The organism is Arcobacter acticola, from assembly GCF_013177675.1.
In the GTDB taxonomy this organism is placed as follows: Bacteria; Campylobacterota; Campylobacteria; order Campylobacterales; family Arcobacteraceae; genus Aliarcobacter; species Aliarcobacter acticola.
In genome coordinates, this window is sequence record NZ_CP042652.1 from 1 (window position 1) to 24179 (window position 24179).

A 24179-nucleotide genomic window follows, 5' to 3' on the forward strand; every position below is an offset into this window, starting at 1 on the left:
ATGACAACCAAAGATTTCCAAACAATAATTCAAAAAGAAGCAACAAAAACCGACTTTGAAAGATACTTAAAGCAATTAGTTTATAAGAAAATATCTTCTGATGAAAAAATTGCTATTTTTGAAGTGAATAATAAATATATTGCTTCATGGATAAAAAGTAAATTCACAGGATTAATACAACATTGTTTTGAAATTTTTGATGGTTCTAAACCTTCGATTGAAATAAAACTTGCAGGTGAAAAAAAATCTAAAAAAGAGATTTTAAAAGAGCAAATTCAAAATCAAACAGCTGAAAGCACAATACTAAATCCTTCATATACTTTTGATTCATTTGTAGTGGGCCCTTCTAATCAAATGGCCTATAATGCCTCACTTGCAGTTTCAAATAAACCTGGAATTCAATATAATCCATTGTTTATTTATGGTGGAACTGGTCTTGGAAAAACTCACCTTTTACAAGCAGTTGGAAATCATGCAATTGAAAAAGGAAATACTGTTATTTATGTAACTATTGAGCAGTTTATGAATGACTTTACTTTTTCAATCAAAAATAAAAATATGGAACATTTTAGAAATAAATATAGAAAGTGTGACGTTTTATTAATCGATGATATTCAATTTTTATCTGGAAAAGAACAAACTCAAGAGGAGTTTTTCCATACATTTAATGAGCTTCATAATGCAAAAAAACAAATTGTTATGACTTCAGATAGACTTCCATCTCAAATTGCTGGACTTGTTGATAGATTGAAATCTAGATTTGAATGGGGATTAACAGCAGATGTTCAAATTCCAGGGCTTGAAACAAAAATTGCAATTATTGAAAAGAAATCTGATTTAAATGGAATCTCTTTAAGTAGAGAGATAGTGAATTTCATTGCAACAACACTTGATAATTCAATTAGAGAAATTGAAGGTGTTTTAATAAGAATAAATGCAAGTGCATCACTTTTAAATCAAGAAATTACTCTTTCAATGGTTCAAAACCTATTAAAAGAACAAATTAAAGAGACAAAAGAGAATATAAAATTACCTGATGTTATAAATATTGTTGCAAATCAGTTAAATATTAAACCAAGTGATATTAAATCTAAGAAAAGAACAGCAACAGTTGCAAATGCTAGAAGAATTGTTATTTATCTTACAAGAGAATTAACACACAACTCTATGCCAGATATTGCAAAGTTCTTAGGAATGAAAGATCATAGTTCAATTTCTCATAATATTAAAAAAGCAAATGAGTTAATTGAAAAAGACGAAAACTTTAAATTAATTATAGAAAATTTGAAGAATAAAATCATAAATAAGGAGTGGTAAAAGCTTTAGAACAAAATAAGTTTTAAAGACTTATGTGAAAAGATGTGAATACAAGTACAATTTTAATCACTATATGAACCTTCGCTTCAGCAGTGTTTTAAAAGGTATTTTCATCTTTTCACATAGACTACTACTTCCACTAAATTAAATAAAAATATAGGAGAAATAAAATGAGGTTTGTAATTACTAAAAATGTAATTGAAAATGTAATAGCTTCAATGCAACCTTTTTTAGAAAAAAAAGATTCTAGTTCAATTACATCACATATATATTTAGAAATCAATAATGCTAAATTAATCATAAAAGCTACAGATTATGAAATTGGTTTAGAATCACATATTGATAATATAACAGATATGGTAGATGGAAAAATTACTGTTAATGGTTCAAATTTATTAGGTATTATTAAAAGATTAAAAAATGAAGAAATTTTATTTGAAGTTACAAACAATAATTTAGTAATAAAACAAAATAAATCAACATTTAAATTACCAACTTATGATGCTAATGAATACCCATCATTAAATAGATCTGAAAATTTAAAAGAACTATCAATTTCAACAATTAATTTTATTAATTCAATTAGAAAAATTACACCTGCAATTGATAACAATAATCCAAAATTTGAATTAAATGGTGCATTATTAGATATCAAAAATCAAAAAATTAATTTCGTATCAACTGATACTAGAAGATTAGCAGTTTCATATTTACAAAATATTACAAATGAAGAACATCAATTTATCATTCCTAAAAAAGCTATAATTGAAATTCAAAAACTTTTCTTAGATGATGCAAAAATATATTTTGATGATACAAACTTAGTTATATCAAACAATAACAATAAATTTTTTACAAAACTAATTAATGGAAAATTTCCTGATTATGAAAGAATTATACCTGGAACATTAAAATACAATTTTCCACTTCCAAAAAATATATTAGTTGAATCAATTAAATTAGTAACTTCTTTATTTTCAAATATTAAAATTACTTTTAGTTCAACATCAATTATATTTAAATCATTAGATGAAGATACAGAATCTAAAACTCAAATTGATATTGATTTAAATATTGAAAAAGAGTTTTATTTAGCAGTAAATGCTAAATATTTATTAGATTTTTTATCTATGTCACATAATGAAAAAATCAAAATTGGATTTAACGAATCAAACTTACCATTTTATTTAGAAGATGATAAGTTTTTTACTATTGTAATGCCAATAGTTTTAGAAAAATAATATAAAAATTTAAACAATATAACAAGGAAATCTATAATGAGTGAACAAGAATACGGCGCTAGTAACATAAAAGTTTTAAAAGGTCTTGAAGCTGTAAGAAAAAGACCAGGTATGTATATTGGTGATACAAGTACAAATGGTTTGCACCACTTAGTTTATGAAGTAGTAGATAACTCTATTGATGAAGCAATGGCTGGTTATTGTAAAAATATTAAAATTACAATGTCAAAAGATCATTGGATTAAAGTAGAAGATGACGGAAGAGGAATTCCAACTGCTATTCACGAAGGTGAAGGAATAAGTGCAGCAACTGTTGTTTTAACAGTACTTCATGCAGGTGGTAAATTTGATAAAGACACATATAAAGTTTCTGGTGGATTACATGGTGTTGGGGTTTCTGTAGTAAATGCCTTATCAAAACATTTAAAAATGACAATTTATAGAGAAGGAAAAATTCATTATCAAGAGTTCAAATGTGGTATTCCTCAAGGACCTTTAGAAGTAATTGGTGATAGTCCTAGAAAAACAGGAACCACAATTGAATTTTTATCTGATGACTCTATTTTTGAAGTAAGTAAATACGAATTTGCTATTCTTGCTAAAAGATTTAAAGAAGTTGCTTATTTAAATTCATTTATTTCTATTACACTTGATAATGAAATTACAAAAACAAAAGAAGTTTACCATTTTGAAGGTGGTTTAAAACAATTTGTTGAAGATATGAATAAAGATACAGCTGTTTGTGATGCAGTTGCTTTTAATGATACTATTGATGGTGTTGAAGCTGATATCGCTGTTATGTATAACGATACTTATGTTGAAAAAACTTTATCATTTGTAAATAATATTAGAACTATTGATGGTGGAACTCATGAAGCTGGTTTTAAAGCTGGACTTACAAGATCTATTGTTAAATATTTAAATGAAAACGCAGCAGCACGTGAAAAAGATGTAAAAATTACAGGAGATGACGTAAGAGAAGGTTTAATTGCCGTTATTTCTGTAAAAGTTCCAGAACCTCAATTTGAAGGTCAAACTAAAGGTAAATTGGGATCTTCTTATGTTAAAGCGATTACTCAAAAATTAACAGGTGATGCTTTAGATAAATATTTTGAAGAAAATCCACAACAAGCAAAAGCTATTATGGAAAAATCTTTAATGGCAGCAAGAGGTAGAGAAGCAGCTAAAAAAGCTAGGGATTTAACTAGAAAAAAAGACTCTATGTCTGTGGGAACACTTCCAGGAAAACTAGCTGAATGTCAATCTAAAGACCCAGCAATTAGAGAATTATACCTGGTGGAAGGGGACTCAGCAGGAGGTTCTGCAAAACAAGGCAGAGATAGAGTTTTTCAAGCAATTTTACCACTTAAAGGTAAGATTTTAAATGTTGAAAAATCAAGACTTGATAAAATTTTAAAATCAGATGAAATTAGAAATATGATTACGGCACTAGGTTGTGGAATTGGTGAAGATTTCGATAATGAAAAAATTAGATATCACAAAGTTATAATTATGACAGATGCCGATGTTGATGGATCTCATATTCAAACACTTTTATTAACATTTTTCTTTAGATTCTTAAGACCTGTTATTGAGAATGGTTACTTATATATTGCTCAACCACCTCTTTATAGATATAAAAAAGGTAAAAATGAAATATATTTAAAAGATGATATTGCATTATCTGCATTTTTAATTGAAAATGGTTTAGAATCATTTGCTTTTGAAGGTTTAGGATATAACGATTTATTAGATTTATTTAAAATTGTTTCAAGATATAGAGGAATGTTAGCTCAATTAGGAAAAAGATATTCATTACTTGAAGTGTTAAAACACTTAATTGAAAACTCTGATTTAGTAAATCTTGATTTTACATCTTTATATGAAAAAGTTAAAGAGTTTTTAGAAGCTAAAGGTTATAACATTTTATCAAAAACTGTACTTGAAGATAAAATTCAACTATTCGTTCAAACAAAAGAGGGTCTAGAAGAGCTTATAATCGATGAGGAGCTATTTGCATCACCATATTTTAGTGAAGCTACTTATATTTATACTAGATTAGTAGAAAGAGATTTAACAGTATTTGAAGGTAGAGATTTATTAGATATTTTAGATGATATTGAAACTCTTGCAAAAAAAGGTGCTTATATTCAACGATATAAAGGTCTTGGGGAAATGAATCCTGAGCAATTATGGGAAACAACAATGATTCCTGAAAATAGAAGACTTTTAAGAGTTAAAATAGAAGATGCTGAAGTTGCATCTGATACATTTACTCTGTTTATGGGTGATGAAGTTGAACCTAGAAGAAACTATATTGAAGAACACGCAAAAGATGTTGAACACTTAGACGTTTAATAAACTCAAATAACAAAGAAATAAAATTTCTTTGTTATTTAAAAACTATTCTGACTTTGAAAATTTCTCAGTATGAGAAAATATTTTCCCTCTTTTTCTTAAAATATTATTTACAATATGGTAACCATGATTTAATGCAATTGCAATTGAACCACCTGATTTAAAGGCAATATCTCCTGCAACATAAATATCTTTTGCAGATGTTTCATGATGCTCATCAAATATTGGTTGTTCATCTTCATTTACACTTATTCCACATGATTTTAAGAAATCAACAGGTGTTGTTCCTCCAATTGCATATATTATTCTGTCAAATAATACACTATAACCATCATTGAACTCTACTTTTATTTTATCTTCTTCATTTTCTAATGATAAAATATCTGTATTCATTCTAAGTCTTAATTTTTCTTCACCATTATATTTTTTCAGTAGATTTTCATTTGTTTCATTTAGTCTTGAAAAAGTTGCTTTTCTATAAACTAAAGTAACATTATTGTTTTGATCAGCTAAATCATATGCATACTCAGCAGCAGAATTTCCACCACCAACAACTAATATTTTTTCATTTGTTGAGCATTTATCAAGATTAAAATTTACTTGTGCTTTTATTGATGGGGGAATTTTATAATCAGGTTTATTTGGTTTTCCCATTTTTCCAATAGCTACAATAGCATTTTTTGTTTGTATTAATCCAATTGAAGTATGTATTTCTAATAAATCTGTTTCTTTATTTCTTATGATTTTTTCAACTTCTGTATTAAATCTTGCATCAATCTTTTCAGTATCAAGTAAATTATTAAAATAATCAAGTGTAGTTTCTTTAGTTCCATCATAAAATTCAACATTACCCTGTAAAGTGGTAACTTGTCCTTTATAATCTTTATCTACTCTTTTATTATCTTTATAAAACTTTCTAATAGTATTAGAATGATTATCAGTTTTTTCTATTAGTAATATTTCCCCTATTTTATGTGCTGCTGCTTCGATAGCTGAACCAATTCCTCCTGGTCCTCCACCAATTATTACAATATCATATATTTTATCTTTCATAATTCTCTCTTATATTAATTAATTTTTAGTTTAAATTTTTAACAATAAATTATACTTAAATTAATGTATTTTTTCAATCACTTACACTTATAAGGGATTTTTAGATAAAATCAATAAAAATTATTATTAAAAAAAGGTTATAAAAAATATGGAAATGAAATATGGTGAAAGAGAAATTAGAGAGTTTGATATAAATAAAGAAGAAAATTTTTGGCCAAATGCTCATGATAAAAATTATATTATAGATATTGAATTACCTGAATTTATGGCCAAATGTCCAAGAAGTGGATACCCTGATTTTGCTACAATTAAAATTCAATATACCCCAAATAAAAAAGTGATTGAATTAAAAGCTTTAAAAATTTATATTAATACATTTATGTTTAGAGAAGTTTCTCATGAAAATTCTGCAAATGAAATATTTGATACTTTAAACTCTAAATTAGAACCAAAATGGTTAAAAGTTATCGCAGATTTTAAACCAAGAGGAAATGTGCATACTGTTATAGAAATAGATAGCGCAAAAATGTAAGGATTTATACCTTGGAAAGATTAGTTACAACTTCTGAAGCTGCCCAAATATTGGGATTGTCTTTACAAGGTATACATTACAGAATAAAAAAAGAACAATTAAAATCTATCAAAAAAGATGGTAAAACTTTTGTTTATGTGGATGATGAACAAAAACATGATGAAACACCTACAAAAACAAAAGCTGAACCCATAAGACAAACTATACATGATAATTCACAAGCTATTATTGATGTTAAAAATGAACAAATAGAACTTCTACAAAAATCTATGAAATGGATGAAAAAACAATATATTTCTGAAATTTTTAGGTTAGAAAAAAATCAAAAAAGAATAATAGAAGTTTTTAACTCAGAAATCAAACTTTTACAAAGTGCATTTAATGAAATGCGTTCTGTTTATAAGCCCCAAATTCAACAAGAAATAAAAACAAAAACTGAAAAACAAAGTAATGATTTTATTTTAGTTAAAGATTTTTTTATTTTAATGAAAAGATATAATAAAACTGAACAAGAAATAAGATTTATTATATTTAATGCTATAAAAAATGCAGATAAAAGATTTATTTATAATAAAGTTGAAAAGAAATTGTTGATTTTAAATTCAGATTTTCTTGATTTAATTTAAAAAATTAGGCAAAAAAAAAGAGTACTTTAAGTACTCTTCTCCAGATACCCAAACACACCACTAAGTAAGGTGCCTTGCTATGTTCCCATCCTGGGGCGTTGTCTCAAATAATAATTGTAAGGGTCTAAAGAAGAGCATTCAAAATATCTAGATATTCTCAATGTTCCTCTTTTGAGATTGGAATTATACTATAAAAATCTTTAATTTATTATAAATTAATTTCCTTTTGAAAACTAATCTGTATAATACGTTTTTAATAGAAAGTTGAGAATAGAAAATTGACAAAAAAATTTAGTTATATTGGTATATTATCATTAATATTCGCCATGTTTATATGGGCAAGTTCGTTTATTGCTTTAAAAGCTGCTATGGAAGATTTAGGACCATTTACAGTTATATTTTTAAGAATGCTCATTGCATCTTTGTGTTTTGTTTATTTTATAAAATCTTTTTTAAAATATGATTTTTCAAAAAAAGATATAAAATTTATACTTTTATTGGCTTTATTTGAGCCATGTTTATATTTTATATTTGAATCAAAAGCCTTACAATTAACAAGTGCATCACAAGCTGGAATGATTACTTCCCTAATGCCAATAATCACAGCTATGGCAGCAGGATATTTTTTAAAAGAAATTATCACAAAACAATTAATATTTGGTTCCTTAATAGCAATGTCTGGAGCTATATGGTTAAGTTTACAAGGAACAACATCAATTAGTTCTCCAAATCCTCTTTTGGGAAATTTCTTAGAGTTTCTTGCTATGGCTTGTGGTGCTGGTTACACAATAACAGCTAGATATTTAAGTGATAAGTATTCTGCTTTGTTTATTACAGCCATTCAGGCCTTTATAGGTGCTATATTTTTCGCACCACTATTTTTATATGAATATTTTACTATTCCTTTAAATATTACAATGAATTCTTTTCTTTGGGTTCTTTATTTAGGTGTAGTGGTAACTTTGGCTGGTTATGGTTTATATAATTATGCTTTAACAAAGATTCAAGCTTCAAAGGCTGCTGTTTTTGTATATTTGATTCCTGTATTTACTTTGATTTTGGCATATTTTGTATTAAATGAAAAATTATCTATTATTGAATTCATAGCTTGTCTTGTGATTTTAGTTGGTGTATTTATATCAGAAGTATCAAGTTCTTGGTTTAAGAAAAGAATATGATTTATTTAATCCTTTTTCTTAGTGCATTTATATCTGCAACTTTATTTCCTTTAGGAAGTGAGGCTTTGCTTATTTATGATATTAAAGAGGGTTATAATATTTATTTTTTAGTAATAGTGGCAACTATAGGAAATAGTTTAGGTTCACTTTTAAACTATTTTTTGGGCTTAAAAGGTGAAGAATACTTAGTAGAGAAAAAACTAATAAATGAAAAAGTGATATTAAAATCAAAATCTTATTTTGATAAATATGGCTCTATTTCTTTACTTTTTTCTTGGCTTCCAATAATTGGAGATCCCATAACATTTGTAGCTGGAATTTTAAAATATGATTTAAAAAAATTTATAGTTTTGGTTGTTATTGCAAAATTATCTAGATATCTTTTTATAGCTTATTTAGTAGTTTAATGTAAATACACCAAAGTGTATTTACATTTTAAATTAGAAGTTAGAAACATTCCCGTAAGCTTCCCTTGTACTCATAGGAATCTCAGGTCTAAATTTTTGAGATTTAATTTCAGGAAGCATTAAACCTTTTGATTTGTGCTCTCTAATTTTATATTCACCACTTTCGTGTCCAGATGAATAATATGTACTAAAATCTGTAGTATAAGGCATATCCCATACAATTGCACCAGCAGTAGGACAGGCTTCTGCACATCTTGGTGCATCTGCATGGTCAACACACTCTACACATGATTCAGGTTTTACATATAAAATTCCATCTTTTGGATTTTTTTCATTTCCATCTGCTAATATTGCTGCAACTGGACACTCAGATTCACAAGCTTCACAAGCTATACATTCATCTGTAATTTTAACTGCCATCTTCTATCCTTTTTATAAAATATAAAAAATAATATGCAATTTTTGTTCCCTTATAAAATTAGTTTACAATTTTTTTATAAAGAATTTCTTTTGTTGATTCTTCTGCAATATTATCATTATAGATTAATTCAACATCTTTTTCTTTGTTGATATACTCTTTTGTAATAATACATTTTTCAAGATTTTCTTCAGATGGAGTAATATATTGTAAGGGAAGCATAATACTTTCAATAATACCTCTAAGACCTCTTGCTCCAACATCTTTTTCAACTGCAATTTCTGCTATTTTATCAAGGGCTGGTTCTGTAAATTCTAGTTCAACCCCATCAAGTTCAAATAGTATTTCATACTGTTTAGTAATGGCATTTTTTGGCTCTTTTAAAACTCTAATTAAATCCTCTTTTGAAAGTTTGTTAAGCTCTGCAATAATAGGAATTCTTCCTATAAATTCTGGAATTAAACCAAATGAAATCAACTCTTTGGCTTCAATAGGTTTCTTATTGGCTTCTTCATCTTCTTTTTTCAAAAATCCCATCTTAGGAGCTTTTTTAGTTTTTTTAACACTATCATCTTCCCTTAATCCAACAAATGCACCACCACAAATAAATAAAACATGAGTGGTATCAAAAATCACAGTTTCAGCAGATGAGTTTTTTCTGCTTCCTTTTACAGGAACATAAACATCAGCACCTTCTAAAATCTTTAGTAATCCTTGTTGAACACCTTCTCCACTCACATCTCTACCACTTGTCTCACTTTCACTTTTATTGGCAATTTTATCTATTTCATCAATATAAACTATTCCTCTTTTTGCTTTTTCTAAATCATAATCAGCGCTTGCAAGTAGTCTTGATAAAATAGATTCAACATCTTCTCCCACATAACCAGCTTCTGTTAATGCTGTAGCATCAGCAACAGCAAAAGGAACATCCATAATTCGTGCAAGAGATTTTGCAAGAAGTGTTTTACCACTTCCTGTGGGACCTATTAGCATAATATTTGATTTTTCTATTTCTATATTTTTTACTATTGGTTTATCAATTCTTTTATAGTGATTATATAAAGCAACGGCTAAAATTTTTTTAGCTTCATCTTGGCCAATTACATAATCATCTAAATGCTCTTTTATTTTAATAGGAACACTAAGGCCTTTTTGGAACTCTTTTTTACTATCTTTAATAAGCTCTTTTTCAAGAACTTTAGAACACATACTTATACATTCATCACAGATATGAGAAACTTCACTTGAGAATATTTTTTTTACTTCTGTTATCTCTTTTCCACAGAAATCACAAGTAGCTGTACTATTCATTGCTATTTATAAAATTATTAATACTCATATTTAAAACCTCTAAGTTATGAGTTTTAATAAATTTATCCTCTTTTTTTGTTAATTCTTCTTTATCAAATAAAGAAAGACCAGCATTTAAATCAATAGTTATTTCATTTGTAACCATTCTAAAAGTATCCCTTGAAAAATCTACTCCTAAAAATAGATAATCTTTACCTTTTCTATACTCTTTTAGTATATTAGGCATTGCATAACCACCCATAGCTTCTGTTAACCAATCAACAAAATCAGCATCTGATATAATGAAATTCATTTCAGGTTTAGTAGAACCCATTGGTTTAAAAAGTATTGGTAAGTCTAAGTTTAGATTTTCTTTTTCAATTCTTGTATATTTTTGCTCTTTTACATCAAATAAATAGATTAAATATCTATCCCAATCTGCTGTTATTCTTGAAACACCTGTGATTAAAAAATGCTCTACATCATTGTATATCTTTTGTAAACTATCATCCATATTAGTATCAATAATATATTTTGGTTTTAGTTCTTTTAACCACTTATAAATATCTGGTATTTCATACTCTTTTGATGAATAGATATGATTTGTCATTTGAATAATAAATTCTCTACCTTTTCTTTGCTCTAAGCTCATAGCAGCTCGACTGTATTCATACATAAGCCTATCACTCATAGCTCTTCCATTGTTTAAAGCTAGAATCATTGAATCACTATCATAAGGAAGAGTAGAACCATCCTTTGTTTTCGTATTTTCAAACACTCCCATTCCTAAAAAAGGAATAAGTTGACCAGTTTTTATCTTCTGTTTTATATCATCCATGACATCCAGCTCCTGTGTATGAGTGATATGCTTTGTTTAGTGCCAATCGGATTTTTTCTAAATCTAAAGGCTTCTCTAAATTCTCAGGCATATCTATATGATAGATGGCACCATCTTTACCTATTAAAAAAAGTGCTTTTGTTAATCTATTTTCTAGAGTACCACTTACAATTTTCGTTCCGTACATATTTGCAAACTCTTCATTTATATCAAATATAGGAATTAATTTTTTAAACTTGTATGATAAAGTGGTCTTTTCACTAAATATTACATATGTAAAAATATCTATTTTTGCAGCACTAATAAACTCATCAAAAGTAATTATTTCTTCAGAAAAATCATCAAAGAAGGGAAAAGATAAAAATAATTGAATATTTCTATTTGGACTTGCTTTTTTGATAGTTACTTCATTATTGTTTATATCAACAGCATCGAAATTATCTGCCATATAACCAATATCCACAAAATCATCAATTAATTCTAGTTCTTCATTTTTGTATGTTATTTTAGATTTCATATTTTTTTATTTTATAACCTATTTGTCTAAGAGTTATTCCTAACTCTAATGCTGCACTTGAATGATTGAAATCATTATTCTCAAGAGCCTCAATAATCGCATCTTTTTCTAATTCTTCTAAATTTAGAGTTTTTTTAGATATTGGTTTAAAATCACTTTTTAATTTATGATCAAAAAGTGCAGGAAGTAAAAGTAACATATCTGATTTATTTATTCCTTCTTCATTTCCCATTAATACAATACGTTCTAGTGTATTTTCAAGTTCTCTTACATTTCCTGGCCAAGGATAATCACATAATGCATCCATAGCTTCATCTGTTATAGTTACCATCTTTTTATGGTTTCTAATAGATCTTTCTAAAAAGAAATTTACTAGTTGTTTTATATCTTCACCTCGTTCTCTTAGTGGTGGTAAATCAATAGGAATTACATTTAATCTATAATATAAATCTTCTCTAAATTTTCCATCTTTTACCATTTGTTCAAGATTTCTATTTGTTGCTGCTACTAATCTTACATTTACTTTTATGGTTTTACTTCCACCTACTCTCTCAAATTCTCTTTCTTGTAAAACCCTAAGTAGTTTTACTTGCGCTGATGCACTTATATCTCCTATTTCATCTAAAAACAATGTACCACCATCTGCTAGTTCAAATCTACCTTTTCTTGTTTCTCTTGCATCTGTAAAGGCACCTTTCTCATGACCAAAAAGTTCACTTTCAAGTAGGGTATCTGTAATTGCTGCACAGTTTAGTTTTATAAATGGTTCATCTTTTCTTTTACTTCTTTTATGAATAGCAGCAGCCACAAGCTCTTTTCCTGTACCTGTTTCTCCTCGAACTAATACTGTAACATCTGATTGGGCAATTCTTTGTATTACTTTGAAAACTTGTTGCATTTTTGGACTATCACCTATGATATCCCCAAAGTTATGAACCTTTGAGTCCCACTCCATTTTATAATAAAGCTTTAGTTCTTGAAGTCTTTCTTTCTCTTTTTGATTAAGTTGATATGAGTGTATAGTTTGTGCAAATATAGAAGCTACAATTGCCAAAATTCTAACAGTATCATCCAAGTCTATTTCGGCTGTTTTTGTAATAACAGCACCTAAAACACCTATACTTTCATTATCTATCATTAAGGGAACAGCAACGTAAGATTTTCCATTAAAATCTCTTTTTCCTGATTTATTTAAAAATAAAGAGTTATTATGAATATTCTCTACAACCACAGGCTCATTAGATTCAGCAGCCATTCCCGTTGCACCTTCACCTATTTTATATGAAGCCAAATTTTTTTGGATTTTTGATAACTCAACAGCAGCAAAAACATTTAAAATATCATCCTCAATAATATGAACAACACAATTATCTAGATTTAGAGTATTCTTCAATATTTTCATTGATTTTTCCAATGAAGTTTGTAAATCATAATGATTAGAAATAATTGAAGATATTTCATGAAGTGTCATCAGCTCTTTTATTGTAAGGCACCCCATACAGGCAGATTTATCAAACATTTTTACTCCTTTTGTGTACATTTAATATTTATTCAAATTATATCTATAATCAATGCTATAAATAAGCATTCATTTATATAATAAACATACAATTTCTTAATCTGAAATTTTTTTGCAAACTTCTTCTTTAGGAAGCTTTTTAATACCTGGTTGTATCCACCAAATTTCACCATTTGATAAGCTTGCATTTCCACCCCATTTTTCATCACTATCAAACTCTATTTCTTCTATTGTTTCTTCCATATCTTTTTTTGCAAAATAAAAAGATACAACTCCATCTACTTCTCTTAACATTACTTTTGCCATAATTTACTCCTTGTTTATAAATAAATTTTTGATTTTTTTTATTAAGTCATTTTCTTTAAATGAGATTTTAAAAAACCCTTTTTTTAACTCTTTAACCACAAAACTTTTATCAAATTTTTTTAAAGTCTCAGGATAATCATCTCTATAATGAGCTCCCCTACTTTCACATCTTTTTTGAGCACTTAAAATAATTGCTTCTGAAATCTCAAGAGCATTTCTAAGTTCTAAAATTGCTGTTAATTCAACATTATTATTTTTTTCTTTATTGATACAATGTAATGTATAAGAGATTTGTCTTAGGTATTTTATATAATCAAATGCAAGGGTTAAATTTTTTTCATTTTTAATAATTCCAGCTTTTTCAAATAAGCATTTCCCAAGACTTATTCTTATTGCATTAAAGTTTTTACTTGTATCTGATGAAAAAATAAAATCAATCATTTCAATATCTTTTATTACGGTGTTATAGTCTATTGGTGCATACTCAAACTCTTTGGAAAACTCTTTTGCTTTATTACCTGCAAGTTTCCCAAATACACATCCTTCAAGTAAAGAATTACCACCCAATCTATTTGCACCATGAACTCCATTTGAAGCCATTTCTCCACAAATAAATAAACCTTTTAAATCAGATTCAGTCATATTTACATCAACTCCACCCATTGTATAGTGTGCAACAGGTTTGATTTCTAATAATTCTTTAGATAACTCAACTCCACTTTGCATAAGTGCAGCATTATATAAAGATGGAAGCTTTTGCTGTATTTTTTCAAGACCTAAATGTCGTAAATCAATAAATACTTTTTTACCTTCAAGTTGTTCTTTTAAAATAGCTCGTGCTACTTTATCTCTAGTTTCAAGCTCATTTATAAATCGATCACCTTCACTATTTACTAAGTAACCACCCTCTCCTCGAGCTGCTTCTGTTACTAAATAATTTGTTTTTACAAAACCAGTTGGATGAAATTGAACAAACTCCATATCTTTTAAATAAAGCCCGGCTCTTAAAGCAACAGCTAATAAATCCCCTGTATAATCAGGTGCATTTGTTGAGTAACCTCTATAAATGCCAGCATATCCTCCACCTGCAAGAACAACAGATTTTGATGAATAAATAATAACTTGTGAAGTTTCTTTATTTAATGAAACTACGCCACTTACTCTATCTTGGTATTTTGCAAGATTTAAAATGAAATTATTTGGTAAAAAAGTTATACCCATAGTTTTTGCTTTTTTTATAAGACTCAAGGTTATAGCACTTCCTGTTTTATCTCCTACATAACAAGTTCTATTTGAACTTCCTCCTCCAAAAGGCCTTTGAAGTATTTTATTATTTTCATCCCTATCAAAATCTACACCATATTCAATTAATTTTTCAATAATAGTTGATGCTTGTTTGCACATATAAGTTATTGCTTTTTTATTTCCAAGCCCTTTTGCTGAATTAAATGTATCTTGAATATGTTTATTGATTTCATCTGTATTATTTATATCAAGAACAGCATTTATTCCACCACTTGCCATTGAAGAATTTGATTTAAAGACATTAGACTTTGAAATAAGTGCAACCTTATTGTTTTCATCTTTTGCTTCAATAGCTGCCATTAAGCCAGCTATTCCAGAACCTACAACTATTACATCGTAAATCATTTTATACTCTATACATCAAGTCGTATTTCGCTTTTGATGTTGCTGGTATTTTTGTTATTTCTAAGTTCTTTTTTATATGTACTGGAACTTTTGATGCAAATAGTGATGAGATAAGTCCTGGTGTTGAACGAACAAATTGAAGTGCTAATTGAATATCATTTTCTAAAATCATTTTAGAATCAAGAAGGTAACCAACTTGTGTATTAAATGATTTTTTAAATAGATTCATTTGTAATAATGATGAGCTTGAAATTACACCAATTTTTAATCTATGAGCTGCTTGAAGTAATGTACAATCTTGCCCTTTCACTTTTTGAGTGGGCATTGTATATATAGAAGTTTTTGCCATATTAAAAGGTGTTTGAATATATTTGAAGTTGTGATTAGGCCCTGCTACTTTTATGGCAATATCAACTAAATCTTCTAAATTTATATGTTCATTTGACTCTTTTTGATTTATAAATCCATTCCAAACAGCTACCCCATAAGATTTTATTAAACCATTAGTAACCATATTTTCAAATCTTTTAAAAATAGATTCAATTTTTTTTAGAAATATTTTATATCCTAGTTTACCAATTTGTATTTCAGGATTATGTAAAAAATAAATATCAAGTGTTTTTACACCAAGATTTTTCAAAGATTGTTTACATGACCACTCTAAATAATCAGGAGTCATACAATGTTGATCTAATTCAATATCTTCAAGTTTTGCCAATGAGGTGTTAATTATATTTTCTTCAATCCAAGTATAGGGATTTTTGGGGAAAGGAAATTCAAGTTGAATAAAACCACCCTTTGAACATATAATTAATTCCTCTCTTTTTACACTATTTTCTTGAAATAATTCTTCTAAAGCAATACCAATCTCTTTCTCACTTTGTCCATATCTATAATTACTTGCTGTATCTATTAGGTTTATTCCACTTTTTATAGCTTCTTTAACACCTTCTATATAATGAAAAACATAGTTCTCTTCTTTGTAAGGTTCTTTATTAAAAGTTCCAAGCCCTAGTTTTGAGAAAACTAAATCATTGTGTTTAATATAAAAATCTTTATAGTGTGGGAATTTTTTTGCAAAACTATAAGTTGCTTCAAGAGTTGCTATCATGGCTTTAATTCTTTTCTATATTCATAAAAAATTATCGCACTTATATAAAGTATCAAAATAATAGGTAAAACAAATTTTTCCATAGATTTTCTCCTTGTAATAAGGGAACAAAATAAATTGTTCCCAAACTTTCTAAGTATTAAGGTGTACTAATCTATATGCAATAAGTGTTCCATAGCTTTGTGTAGAATTATATATTTTACTGCTTCACCATAGGTGCAAATGCTTTTGTACTTACATTTATTATGTCACCTATTTTTAAATTTTTTGCTTCTTCATTACCAATTACAACTTCAACTAATTGTTGTCCTATTGTTATAATAGCAACATAAATTACATCAACTTTAATGATATCTAGAAGTTCTCCTTCAAATGAAAATTTAGCACTTCCATTTGTTTTTAATAGGGCCTCTTTAGGAGTGGTATCTTTTATTATTTGTCCATTATTTAAAACTACCATTCGATTTGAAAGTCTATATATCTCACTTGGATCGTGACTTACCATTATGGTAGTAGTGTTAAACTCTTTATGTAATGTTAGAATTTCATTTTGAAGTTTTGTTCTCATAGATGGATCTAAAGCTGATAGTGGTTCATCCATAAGTAGAATTTTAGGTCTATTCATTAATGCTCGACATAAGCTAATTCTTTGTTTTTGACCGCCACTTAGAGTTTGTGGAAGTCTATTTTTTAGTTCACTTAGTTCGGTGATTTTTAATAAATGATTCGCAAGTTCTATATCTTTGTTTACATATAAAAGATTTTCAAGAACAGTATAGTTTGGGAAAAGTGCATAATCTTGGAATACAAAACCAATCTCTCTTTTTTGAGGACTTAAAGAAAATTTCTCATCAAGCCAAATAGAATTATTTATTTTTATTATTCCACTTGCTTCTTCAAGACCTGCTAGAATTCTTAGAAGTGTAGTTTTTCCACTACCGCTAAGACCTGCAAGAGCTACAAACTCACCTTGTTTTATTTCTAGATTTACATTTAAATTCATTAAACCATTTGATCCATGAAGTTGTTTTTGTATATTTATTTTTATCATCTTTTATTCTTTCAAATCAAATTCAATTTTAGAAAAACTAATTTTTTTAAAGATTTTTAACTTCTTTCTCAAAGGCAACCATTTAATAAGTATTGTAGCCATTGCCTCCCACATAGAAACCCATCCTGCTATCATTAATCCCTCTGATATTATTCTATATGTTAACTCTTCATTTGTTTCTGTTAAAATTGATAAGGTTATAAAAAATACTCCAATAAGCATAAATATAAGCGAATTTTTCACCTGCTCTTTCATTTTCTTTTTTTCAAGTTCTTCCAGGTAGCTAAAATAGTTATCAAAGCTTTCTTCTATTTGTAAAATATTTTCTTCTTCTATTCTTTCTTCTAAATAAAACTTTATTATGAACTTTTCATTTGATATTTCACTTACACTTTCGATTATATAATCAACTAACTGTTTAGATAAATCTTTTTTTAGAAATGTTGAACTTCTATCAAAATGCTCATAAAGATTTTCAAATTTATTAGTAGAAATTTTTATAATAATTTCATTATTTGCAGTTTTATCATATCTATCTAGTATATTTTTTTTCATTTTATATTCCTACTACACTCTTTTTTTGTTTACCATTAAAAATATAAACACCAAGAAGAGTTAAGAAACTAAGTATCACCATAATTACACTATAAATATGGGCATTTGTATAATCCATAATTTCTACAAATTCATAAATAGCAACAGAAGCCACTTTTGTTTGATCAGGAATACTTCCTCCAACCATTAAAACAACACCAAACTCTCCAACTGTATGGGCAAAGGTTACAATTATAGCTGTCATTAGTGCTGGTTTTATATTTGGTAGAGCTATTTTAAAAAGAGTTTCTATTTTACTTTTTCCGCAAATATAACTAGCTTCAAGCATATTTTTATTTAAACTTTCAAAGCCACTTTGTAGTGGTTGAATCATAAAAGGTAAGCTATAAAAACAACTAGCAATTACAAGTCCTGTAAAGTTAAATACAAGTTTAATTCCAAAATACTCTTCAAAAAATGCACCAATAGGTGAATTAAAAGATAAAAACCAAAGTATATAAAAACCTAAAACAGAAGGTGGCAAAACTATTGGTAGAGTTGTTATTGCTTCAAGTATTGGTTTAAATTTTGATTTTGTTTGTGATAAATACCAAGCAAGTGGTAGGCTTATAAAAAACAAAATCAAAGTTGTAATTGCAGCTAATTTAAAAGAGATTATAAAAGGAGAAAACTCAATAGTTTTTAATAACTCAATCATTTAACACCTCCATGATAGATAAATCACTAGCTTTTATCAAAATAGTTACCTGTTCATTTTTTTGCAGATTCATCCTTTTTGATGAATCTGCTGTTATTATACTTTCAAAAATTGTATCATTTACTTCTAAAATTATACTACTTAATAATTGACCATTTTCTATACTTTTAATATTTACAACAAGTTGATTTGATAAGCTAATTTCTCCAAATAAATTTTTTGCAATAGAAATATTTGTAGGTTTCACCGCAAGTTTTACTTTTTTACCAATCTGAACATTTTTATTTAAATCTAAACTCATCATTTTCAAAGTTTTTCCAAAAAAGTCAAACTCTACTATGTTTAAATTATCTATATTATGTATCTTTTTTATTGTTGCAATTATTTGGCTCATTCTACAATGTATCCATAATCAATAAATATTTTTTTAGCTTTTGCACTTAAGATAAAATCGTAAAATGCTTTAACTTCCATGTTATCTTTTGCATTATTAATTATAACTATACCTTGTTCTATAGCTTTATATAGTTTTGTATCAACACTTATCCAGTTTTTATTTTCTTTATATTGTGCTAAATTTTCATCAAAAAGTGAAGATTTTGGTATGAAACCTATATCTGCGGCTGTTGTAGCATAATTTACGGTAGAAGATGCCGACTCTGCGTAAACAAATTTACCTTTAGTCACTTCTTCTAATCCAGCATTTTTAATAGCTTCCATAGTTGCTGCCCCATATGGAGCTGTTTTTGGGTTTGCAATTGCAATTTTTTCTATTGAACTCTCTTTTATAATATCTATTCCTTTTGAAAAATCAAGCTCTTTGGAACTTATCATTGCAAGTGCTCCTTGAGCATAAACTACAGGTTTTGTAATTGCAATTTGATCATCATATAAAGATTGTGGGAAACCCATATTTGCTGCCATAAATATATTATATGGCGCACCATTTTTAATTTGAGCCACTAGTTTTCCACTACTTCCAAGTGTTACTTGAATTTTTGTATTAGGATTTGTTTTATTAAATTCTATAATTAATTTATCCATTGCATAACTAACATTAGCAGCAACTGCAACATTTATTTGACCTGCAAATACACTTGAAGATAAAAGTAATAATACTAAAAATATTTTTTTACCTGTAAACAGGATTCCACTTTGTTTCATCATTTTTTTCCTTATTTACCTATCATTACATCAGAGGCTTTTATAATAGCACTTACTTGTGCACCCTCTTTTATCTTTAAATTATCAATTGAATTTGATGTAATTATTGAAGCTACTTTATCACCATTTCCAATATCTATAATTAATTCAGAATTAATCTCACCTTTATTTATTGAATCTACTTTTCCTTGAAGTTTATTTCTAGCACTTATATTTAAACTTATATCAGTTGTTATTAAAACTGTATTTGATTTAAAAATAGCTACTACTTCATCCCCTAGTTTTAAATTCAAGTTAGAAACGGCTGTATTTGTAATCACAGAAACTATTGTATATCCACTTTTTAGCTTTATATAAACTTCTGCATTTACTGTTCCATTTGTTATTAACTCTACAATACCACTTATCTGATTTCTAGCACTAATTTGCATTGATAATCTCCTTATATCTTTTAATGTTCCTGTATTTATATCCGTTCTTTGACTTAAGTTTTCAAGAAATTTTTTTTGTTCACTTCTTAAAATCTCATAGGTATTTATAAGGTTTTCTCCATAGGGTGTAAGTTTCGTTCCACCACCTCCAACTCCTCCTGTTTCTCTTTGTACAATAGGAGTTGTAGAAAGATTGTTCATAGCTTCAATGGCTTCCCATGCAGCTTTATAACTCATAGGAACCTCAATTGCAGCTTTACTAATTGAACCGGTTCTTTTAACTGCTATTAATAAATCAATTCTTTTTTCTAGTAAAAAAGGTTGATTAAATATCTCTAAAGTTAAATTTGATGAAATTTCCACATAAATCCTTTTGGTTATATCTTTTTGTATATAACGATTATTAAAAAATATTACCATTATGTAACTTAATACATAACGGTAATTTAAAAAAAACTAGAAGAAAATCTTCTAGTTTTTGAATTATCTAACTGAATCGAAGAAATAATCAGTTTCTGCGATATTTTTAGTCTCTTCATCTAATTGATCTAAAATAGAGTTTGTAATCCATGTTAATAGATTTAATCCACCTTCATAACCACTTATAGAGTATCTATGTAAGTGGTGTCTATCAAAAATTGGGAATCCAATTCTGATTAAAGGTATTTTTGTATCTCTGTATAATTCTTTTCCGTAAACATTCCCAATCATAAAATCAACTGGTTCTGTGAATAATAAAGATCTAAGGTGCCATAAATCTTTTCCAGGCCAAATATTACATTCAGCAGTTCTTGCAGATTTAGAAAGAATAGCTTTCATATCCTCTTCCCAACCTTTTCTTGGTGCATTGTTACATACAATATGAGTTGGAATTGAACCCATTTCAACTAAGAATGAAACCATTCCTAATAAGAAGTCAGGATCTCCCCAAATTGCAATTTTTTTACCATGCATATATGGATAAGAATCTTGCATTGCATCAACAAATCTAGCTCTTTGTTGTTTTAATTCTTCAGGAACTTCTTTCCCTGTTAATTCTGCTAATTTCATAACAAAAGCATCTGTACCACTTAATCCAATTGGATTACAAGTTTCGAACTTTTGTTTCCATTTATTTTTAATAGTTTTAGCTGTTAAAATTGAAGAATATTTTTGTAAACTGATTGTTGCGCTTGCATTAATTGCAGTTTTTGCATCTTCTAATTTTGTTCCACCAGCGTATAATTTATATTCACCAGCCCCAGTATCCCATTGTTCTTCATGGTCACCAATCATAATGATTTTATCACCAAACATTTTAGAGATTTTTTTAATTTCTTTTAATGATCCTAAGTAAGGTTCAAATCCAGGAATTATGTTTATTCTTTCTGCATCAACAGATTTTTCAACACCTTCGCTTAATTGCTCTAAAGTTGATTTCATCATATTATCATAACCTGTAATATGAGAACCAACAAATGAAGGAGTATGCGCACTTGGGATTAAAACATTGTCTAATTCACCTTCTGCTTCTTCTCTTGCACCTATAATAAATGCATTTAAGTCATCACCAATAACTTCTGCCATACAAGTTGTACTAACAGCAATCATTTCAGGTTTATAAAGTGCATTACAGTTTCTTAAACCATCTTTCATATTTGCTAAACCACCAAATACCGCTGCTGATTCTGACATTGAATCAGATACACAAGGAGTTGGTTCTTTAAAGTGTCTAGTAAAATATGTTCTAAAATATGCAACACATCCATGAGATCCATGAACATAAGGCATTGTATTTTCAAAACCAAGAGCTACCATAACAGCACCCAATGGTTGACAAGCTTTTGCAGGGTTAATGGTAATTGCTTCTCTTGCTAGATTTTTTTCTCTATAATCCCAAGACTCAGTCCATTTTTGGATTTCTGCAACTTTTTCAGGAGCTACAGCACCTGCTGCACTCTCGAACTCTTTTTTTCTTTTTAAAACTTCTTGATATTCAGGTTTTAAAAAAAGTTTTTGTCCATTTACTATATTATCTACATCTTGCATACTGTTCTCCTTACGCTTCTTTTTCCCATGGAGCTTTTGTGTGGTTCCATACAGGTGAATTGATTGCTAAATCCATATCTTTTGCAAAAATGGCAAAAGCGTCATACCCATGATAAGGACCACTATAATCCCATGAGTGCATTTGTCTAAATGGTAATCCCATTTTTTGGAATACATATTTTTCTTTAACACCAGCTGCAACTAAGTCAGGTCTTAATTTTTTAACAAAAGCTTCTAATTCATACTCATTTGCATCATCGTAAATAAGTGTTGATCTTTCAATTTCATCTTTTGTTCTTTTATAATCATCTCCGTGACCAAATTCATAACCAGTTCCAATTACTTCCATTCCTAAATCTTCATAAGCACCAATAACGTGTCTTGGTCTTAATCCACCAACATAAAGCATAACTTTTTTACCCTCTAACATTGGTTTATATTTAGCAATTACAGCATCAGTCATTGCAGTATATTTTGCAATTACAGCTTCTGTTTTTTCTTGAATTGTTTCATCAAAAAATGAAGCAATTTTTCTTAAACTTTCAGTTGTTTTTGTAGGTCCAAAGAAGTTATATTCCATCCAAGGAACATTAAACTCTTGTTCCATATGTCTTGCTATATAGTTCATAGATCTATAGCAATGTAATAGATTTAATTTTGATTTTGGAGCAATTGCTAACTCTTTATAAGTTGCATCTCCTGACCATTGAGCAATAACTCTTAAACCCATTTCTTCTAAAATAATTCTTGTTGACCACGCATCTCCACCGATGTTGTAATCTCCAATAATTGATACATCATAAGGAGTTGATTCGAAATCTTTTTTGTAAGAGTGATCAGGCATAATATAATCTCTAATCATATCGTTTGCAATATGGTGACCAAGTGATTGTGAAACCCCTCTAAACCCCTCACATGAAACGGCGATTGCTTGATGACCTGTCTCTTTTTTATGCATTTTAGCAACGGCGTGAATATCATCCCCAATTAATCCAATTGGACACTCTGATTGAATTGAAATACCATTATTTAATGGAAATAATTCATCAATTTCACTCAATGCTTTTTTAAGTTTTTTATCCCCACCAAATACGATATCTTTTTCATTAAAATCAGTAGAAAAATTCATAGTTACAAATGTATCAACACCTGTTGTTCCTATGTAATAGTTTCTTCTACCACCTCTTGAATATTGTCCACATCCAATAGGTCCATGAGAAATATGAATCATATCTTTAATAGGTCCCCAAACAACCCCTTTAGAACCTGCATAGGCACATCCCCTTTGAGACATAACTCCTGGAACTGTTTGTTTATTACTTTTTGTTGTATCACAAGAACCTTTTCCTGTTTCTGGTGAATCAATACCTAAATGTTTTGCTCTACTTTTTTTTACTTTGTCTGAATAAGAATCAAGTACTTCAGCAAGAGCTTCTTTTTGTAGACTTTCTAATGTTTCTGGTCCCATAGTTTTCTCCTTTGAAGAGTAAAAGTAGCTTAAGCTACTTTTACTCTATATAGATTCATGTCATCTAATTTTTTACAAATTTCTTTAGTTACATCACCATCAACAGATTTTGAGATTTCAGAAATTTGGTATTTATTAGTGTAATAAACCATTTTGAAACCATTTTTTTCTGCACACTCAGTTTGAGTGTAATAATCAATAAACGCAGTGTGAGCGAAAGTTCCAGCAGGAACAGTTAGTGTTTCTAAAATAGTTCCTTCTTTTGTTTCATTTGTTAATGAAACAGTTTTTCCAGAAACATCACCAGCACCTTTTTCAACTTTTTCAATAACCTTATCAAAACTTACATCGTTACCCATATCAGCTGGGAAGTGGTATCCACATACAAACATAATTATCTCCTTCTTTTTATTTTTTTAAA

At 28.2% G+C, this 24179-nt stretch carries 25 protein-coding genes and 1 other RNA gene; 7 read left to right on the forward strand and 19 right to left on the reverse strand.

The features are described 5' to 3' along the window. The 3 genes from dnaA to gyrB all read left to right on the forward strand — a co-directional run bounded on the left by dnaA (window position 1) and on the right by gyrB (window position 4916). Complete coding sequence (dnaA, locus tag AACT_RS00005) at window positions 1-1317, forward strand: chromosomal replication initiator protein DnaA (protein ID WP_172123757.1); 1317 nt, start codon at window positions 1-3, stop codon at window positions 1315-1317. 170 nt (window positions 1318-1487) lie between these two features. Then, window positions 1488-2558 (forward strand): DNA polymerase III subunit beta, encoded by a 1071-nt coding sequence (gene dnaN, locus AACT_RS00010; RefSeq protein ID WP_172123759.1) that lies wholly within the window; start codon window positions 1488-1490, stop codon window positions 2556-2558. Between the two features lie 36 nt (window positions 2559-2594). After that, on the forward strand, window positions 2595-4916 hold the full coding sequence (gyrB, locus tag AACT_RS00015) for a DNA topoisomerase (ATP-hydrolyzing) subunit B (RefSeq protein ID WP_172123761.1): 2322 nt from the start codon (window positions 2595-2597) through the stop codon (window positions 4914-4916). A gap of 45 nt (window positions 4917-4961) precedes the next feature. Here the strand turns inward: gyrB and AACT_RS00020 are convergent, their stop codons facing one another. Next, complete coding sequence (locus tag AACT_RS00020; RefSeq protein WP_172123763.1) at window positions 4962-5969, reverse strand: NAD(P)-binding domain-containing protein; 1008 nt, start codon at window positions 5967-5969, stop codon at window positions 4962-4964. A 154-nt stretch (window positions 5970-6123) separates the two neighbouring features. On the opposite strand from AACT_RS00020, the gene queF reads away from it, so the two are divergent. Together queF and AACT_RS00030 are read left to right on the forward strand one after the other, a co-directional pair. Further along, window positions 6124-6501: a preQ(1) synthase gene (gene queF / locus AACT_RS00025; protein ID WP_172128455.1), complete on the forward strand. Its 378-nt coding sequence runs from the start codon at window positions 6124-6126 to the stop codon at window positions 6499-6501. Window positions 6502-6512: 11 nt separating this feature from the next. Then, complete coding sequence (locus AACT_RS00030) at window positions 6513-7127, forward strand: DNA-binding protein (protein WP_172123765.1); 615 nt, start codon at window positions 6513-6515, stop codon at window positions 7125-7127. Between the two features lie 34 nt (window positions 7128-7161). Here the strand turns inward: AACT_RS00030 and ffs are convergent. Next, window positions 7162-7258, reverse strand: an RNA gene (ffs, locus tag AACT_RS00035) — signal recognition particle sRNA small type. A 147-nt stretch (window positions 7259-7405) separates the two neighbouring features. On the opposite strand from ffs, the gene AACT_RS00040 reads away from it, so the two are divergent. Together AACT_RS00040 and AACT_RS00045 are read left to right on the forward strand one after the other, a co-directional pair. Further along, window positions 7406-8305: a DMT family transporter gene (locus tag AACT_RS00040; RefSeq protein ID WP_228720503.1), complete on the forward strand. Its 900-nt coding sequence runs from the start codon at window positions 7406-7408 to the stop codon at window positions 8303-8305. Beyond that, complete coding sequence (locus tag AACT_RS00045) at window positions 8302-8712, forward strand: YqaA family protein (RefSeq protein ID WP_172123767.1); 411 nt, start codon at window positions 8302-8304, stop codon at window positions 8710-8712. Before AACT_RS00040 ends, AACT_RS00045 begins: the two co-directional genes overlap by 4 nt. A 33-nt stretch (window positions 8713-8745) precedes the next feature. Here AACT_RS00045 and AACT_RS00050 read toward each other — a convergent pair whose 3' ends face one another. From AACT_RS00050 to AACT_RS00130, 17 genes are all read right to left on the reverse strand, one after another. After that, complete coding sequence (locus AACT_RS00050) at window positions 8746-9132, reverse strand: 4Fe-4S dicluster domain-containing protein (protein WP_172123769.1); 387 nt, start codon at window positions 9130-9132, stop codon at window positions 8746-8748. Between the two features lie 58 nt (window positions 9133-9190). Next, window positions 9191-10444, reverse strand: a complete 1254-nt coding sequence (clpX, locus tag AACT_RS00055) for an ATP-dependent Clp protease ATP-binding subunit ClpX (protein WP_172123771.1) — start codon at window positions 10442-10444, stop codon at window positions 9191-9193. Further along, entirely contained in the window at window positions 10437-11261 is an 825-nt protein-coding gene (locus AACT_RS00060) for an SIR2 family protein (RefSeq protein ID WP_172123773.1), read from the reverse strand. The genes clpX and AACT_RS00060 overlap by 8 nt, the downstream gene beginning before the upstream one ends. Next, window positions 11254-11778: a thioredoxin domain-containing protein gene (locus tag AACT_RS00065; protein ID WP_172123775.1), complete on the reverse strand. Its 525-nt coding sequence runs from the start codon at window positions 11776-11778 to the stop codon at window positions 11254-11256. The genes AACT_RS00060 and AACT_RS00065 overlap by 8 nt, the downstream gene beginning before the upstream one ends. After that, complete coding sequence (locus AACT_RS00070) at window positions 11768-13297, reverse strand: sigma-54-dependent Fis family transcriptional regulator (protein WP_172123777.1); 1530 nt, start codon at window positions 13295-13297, stop codon at window positions 11768-11770. The genes AACT_RS00065 and AACT_RS00070 overlap by 11 nt, the downstream gene beginning before the upstream one ends. A 96-nt stretch (window positions 13298-13393) precedes the next feature. Continuing rightward, window positions 13394-13603: a putative nitrogen fixation protein NifT gene (gene nifT / locus AACT_RS00075; RefSeq protein WP_172123779.1), complete on the reverse strand. Its 210-nt coding sequence runs from the start codon at window positions 13601-13603 to the stop codon at window positions 13394-13396. Window positions 13604-13606: 3 nt separating this feature from the next. After that, window positions 13607-15253, reverse strand: a complete 1647-nt coding sequence (locus AACT_RS00080) for an L-aspartate oxidase (protein WP_172123781.1) — start codon at window positions 15251-15253, stop codon at window positions 13607-13609. 1 nt (window position 15254) lies between these two features. Beyond that, window positions 15255-16364 carry an aldo/keto reductase gene (locus AACT_RS00085; protein WP_172123783.1) on the reverse strand — a complete coding sequence of 370 codons (1110 nt, stop codon included), beginning with the start codon at window positions 16362-16364 and terminating at the stop codon, window positions 15255-15257. Window positions 16365-16563: 199 nt separating this feature from the next. Next, a complete protein-coding gene (locus tag AACT_RS00090) occupies window positions 16564-17415 on the reverse strand; it encodes an ABC transporter ATP-binding protein (protein ID WP_172123785.1) in 852 nt (283 codons plus the stop codon). A 3-nt stretch (window positions 17416-17418) separates the two neighbouring features. Further along, window positions 17419-17970 carry a hypothetical protein gene (locus AACT_RS00095; RefSeq protein WP_172123787.1) on the reverse strand — a complete coding sequence of 184 codons (552 nt, stop codon included), beginning with the start codon at window positions 17968-17970 and terminating at the stop codon, window positions 17419-17421. Window position 17971: 1 nt separating this feature from the next. Continuing rightward, window positions 17972-18667 carry a molybdate ABC transporter permease subunit gene (modB, locus tag AACT_RS00100; protein ID WP_172123789.1) on the reverse strand — a complete coding sequence of 232 codons (696 nt, stop codon included), beginning with the start codon at window positions 18665-18667 and terminating at the stop codon, window positions 17972-17974. Continuing rightward, a complete protein-coding gene (locus AACT_RS00105) occupies window positions 18660-19061 on the reverse strand; it encodes a TOBE domain-containing protein (protein WP_172123791.1) in 402 nt (133 codons plus the stop codon). Before AACT_RS00105 ends, modB begins: the two co-directional genes overlap by 8 nt. Beyond that, window positions 19058-19834 carry a molybdate ABC transporter substrate-binding protein gene (gene modA / locus AACT_RS00110; RefSeq protein WP_228720504.1) on the reverse strand — a complete coding sequence of 259 codons (777 nt, stop codon included), beginning with the start codon at window positions 19832-19834 and terminating at the stop codon, window positions 19058-19060. Before modA ends, AACT_RS00105 begins: the two co-directional genes overlap by 4 nt. Before the next feature lie 8 nt (window positions 19835-19842). Next, window positions 19843-20625 (reverse strand): TOBE domain-containing protein, encoded by a 783-nt coding sequence (locus AACT_RS00115; protein ID WP_172123793.1) that lies wholly within the window; start codon window positions 20623-20625, stop codon window positions 19843-19845. A gap of 120 nt (window positions 20626-20745) precedes the next feature. Beyond that, on the reverse strand, window positions 20746-22290 hold the full coding sequence (nifK, locus tag AACT_RS00120) for a nitrogenase molybdenum-iron protein subunit beta (protein WP_172123795.1): 1545 nt from the start codon (window positions 22288-22290) through the stop codon (window positions 20746-20748). A 10-nt stretch (window positions 22291-22300) separates the two neighbouring features. Continuing rightward, window positions 22301-23758 carry a nitrogenase molybdenum-iron protein alpha chain gene (gene nifD, locus AACT_RS00125; RefSeq protein ID WP_172123797.1) on the reverse strand — a complete coding sequence of 486 codons (1458 nt, stop codon included), beginning with the start codon at window positions 23756-23758 and terminating at the stop codon, window positions 22301-22303. Between the two features lie 29 nt (window positions 23759-23787). Then, window positions 23788-24150, reverse strand: a complete 363-nt coding sequence (locus AACT_RS00130) for a hypothetical protein (RefSeq protein WP_172123799.1) — start codon at window positions 24148-24150, stop codon at window positions 23788-23790. Between the last annotated feature and the right edge of the window lie 29 nt (window positions 24151-24179).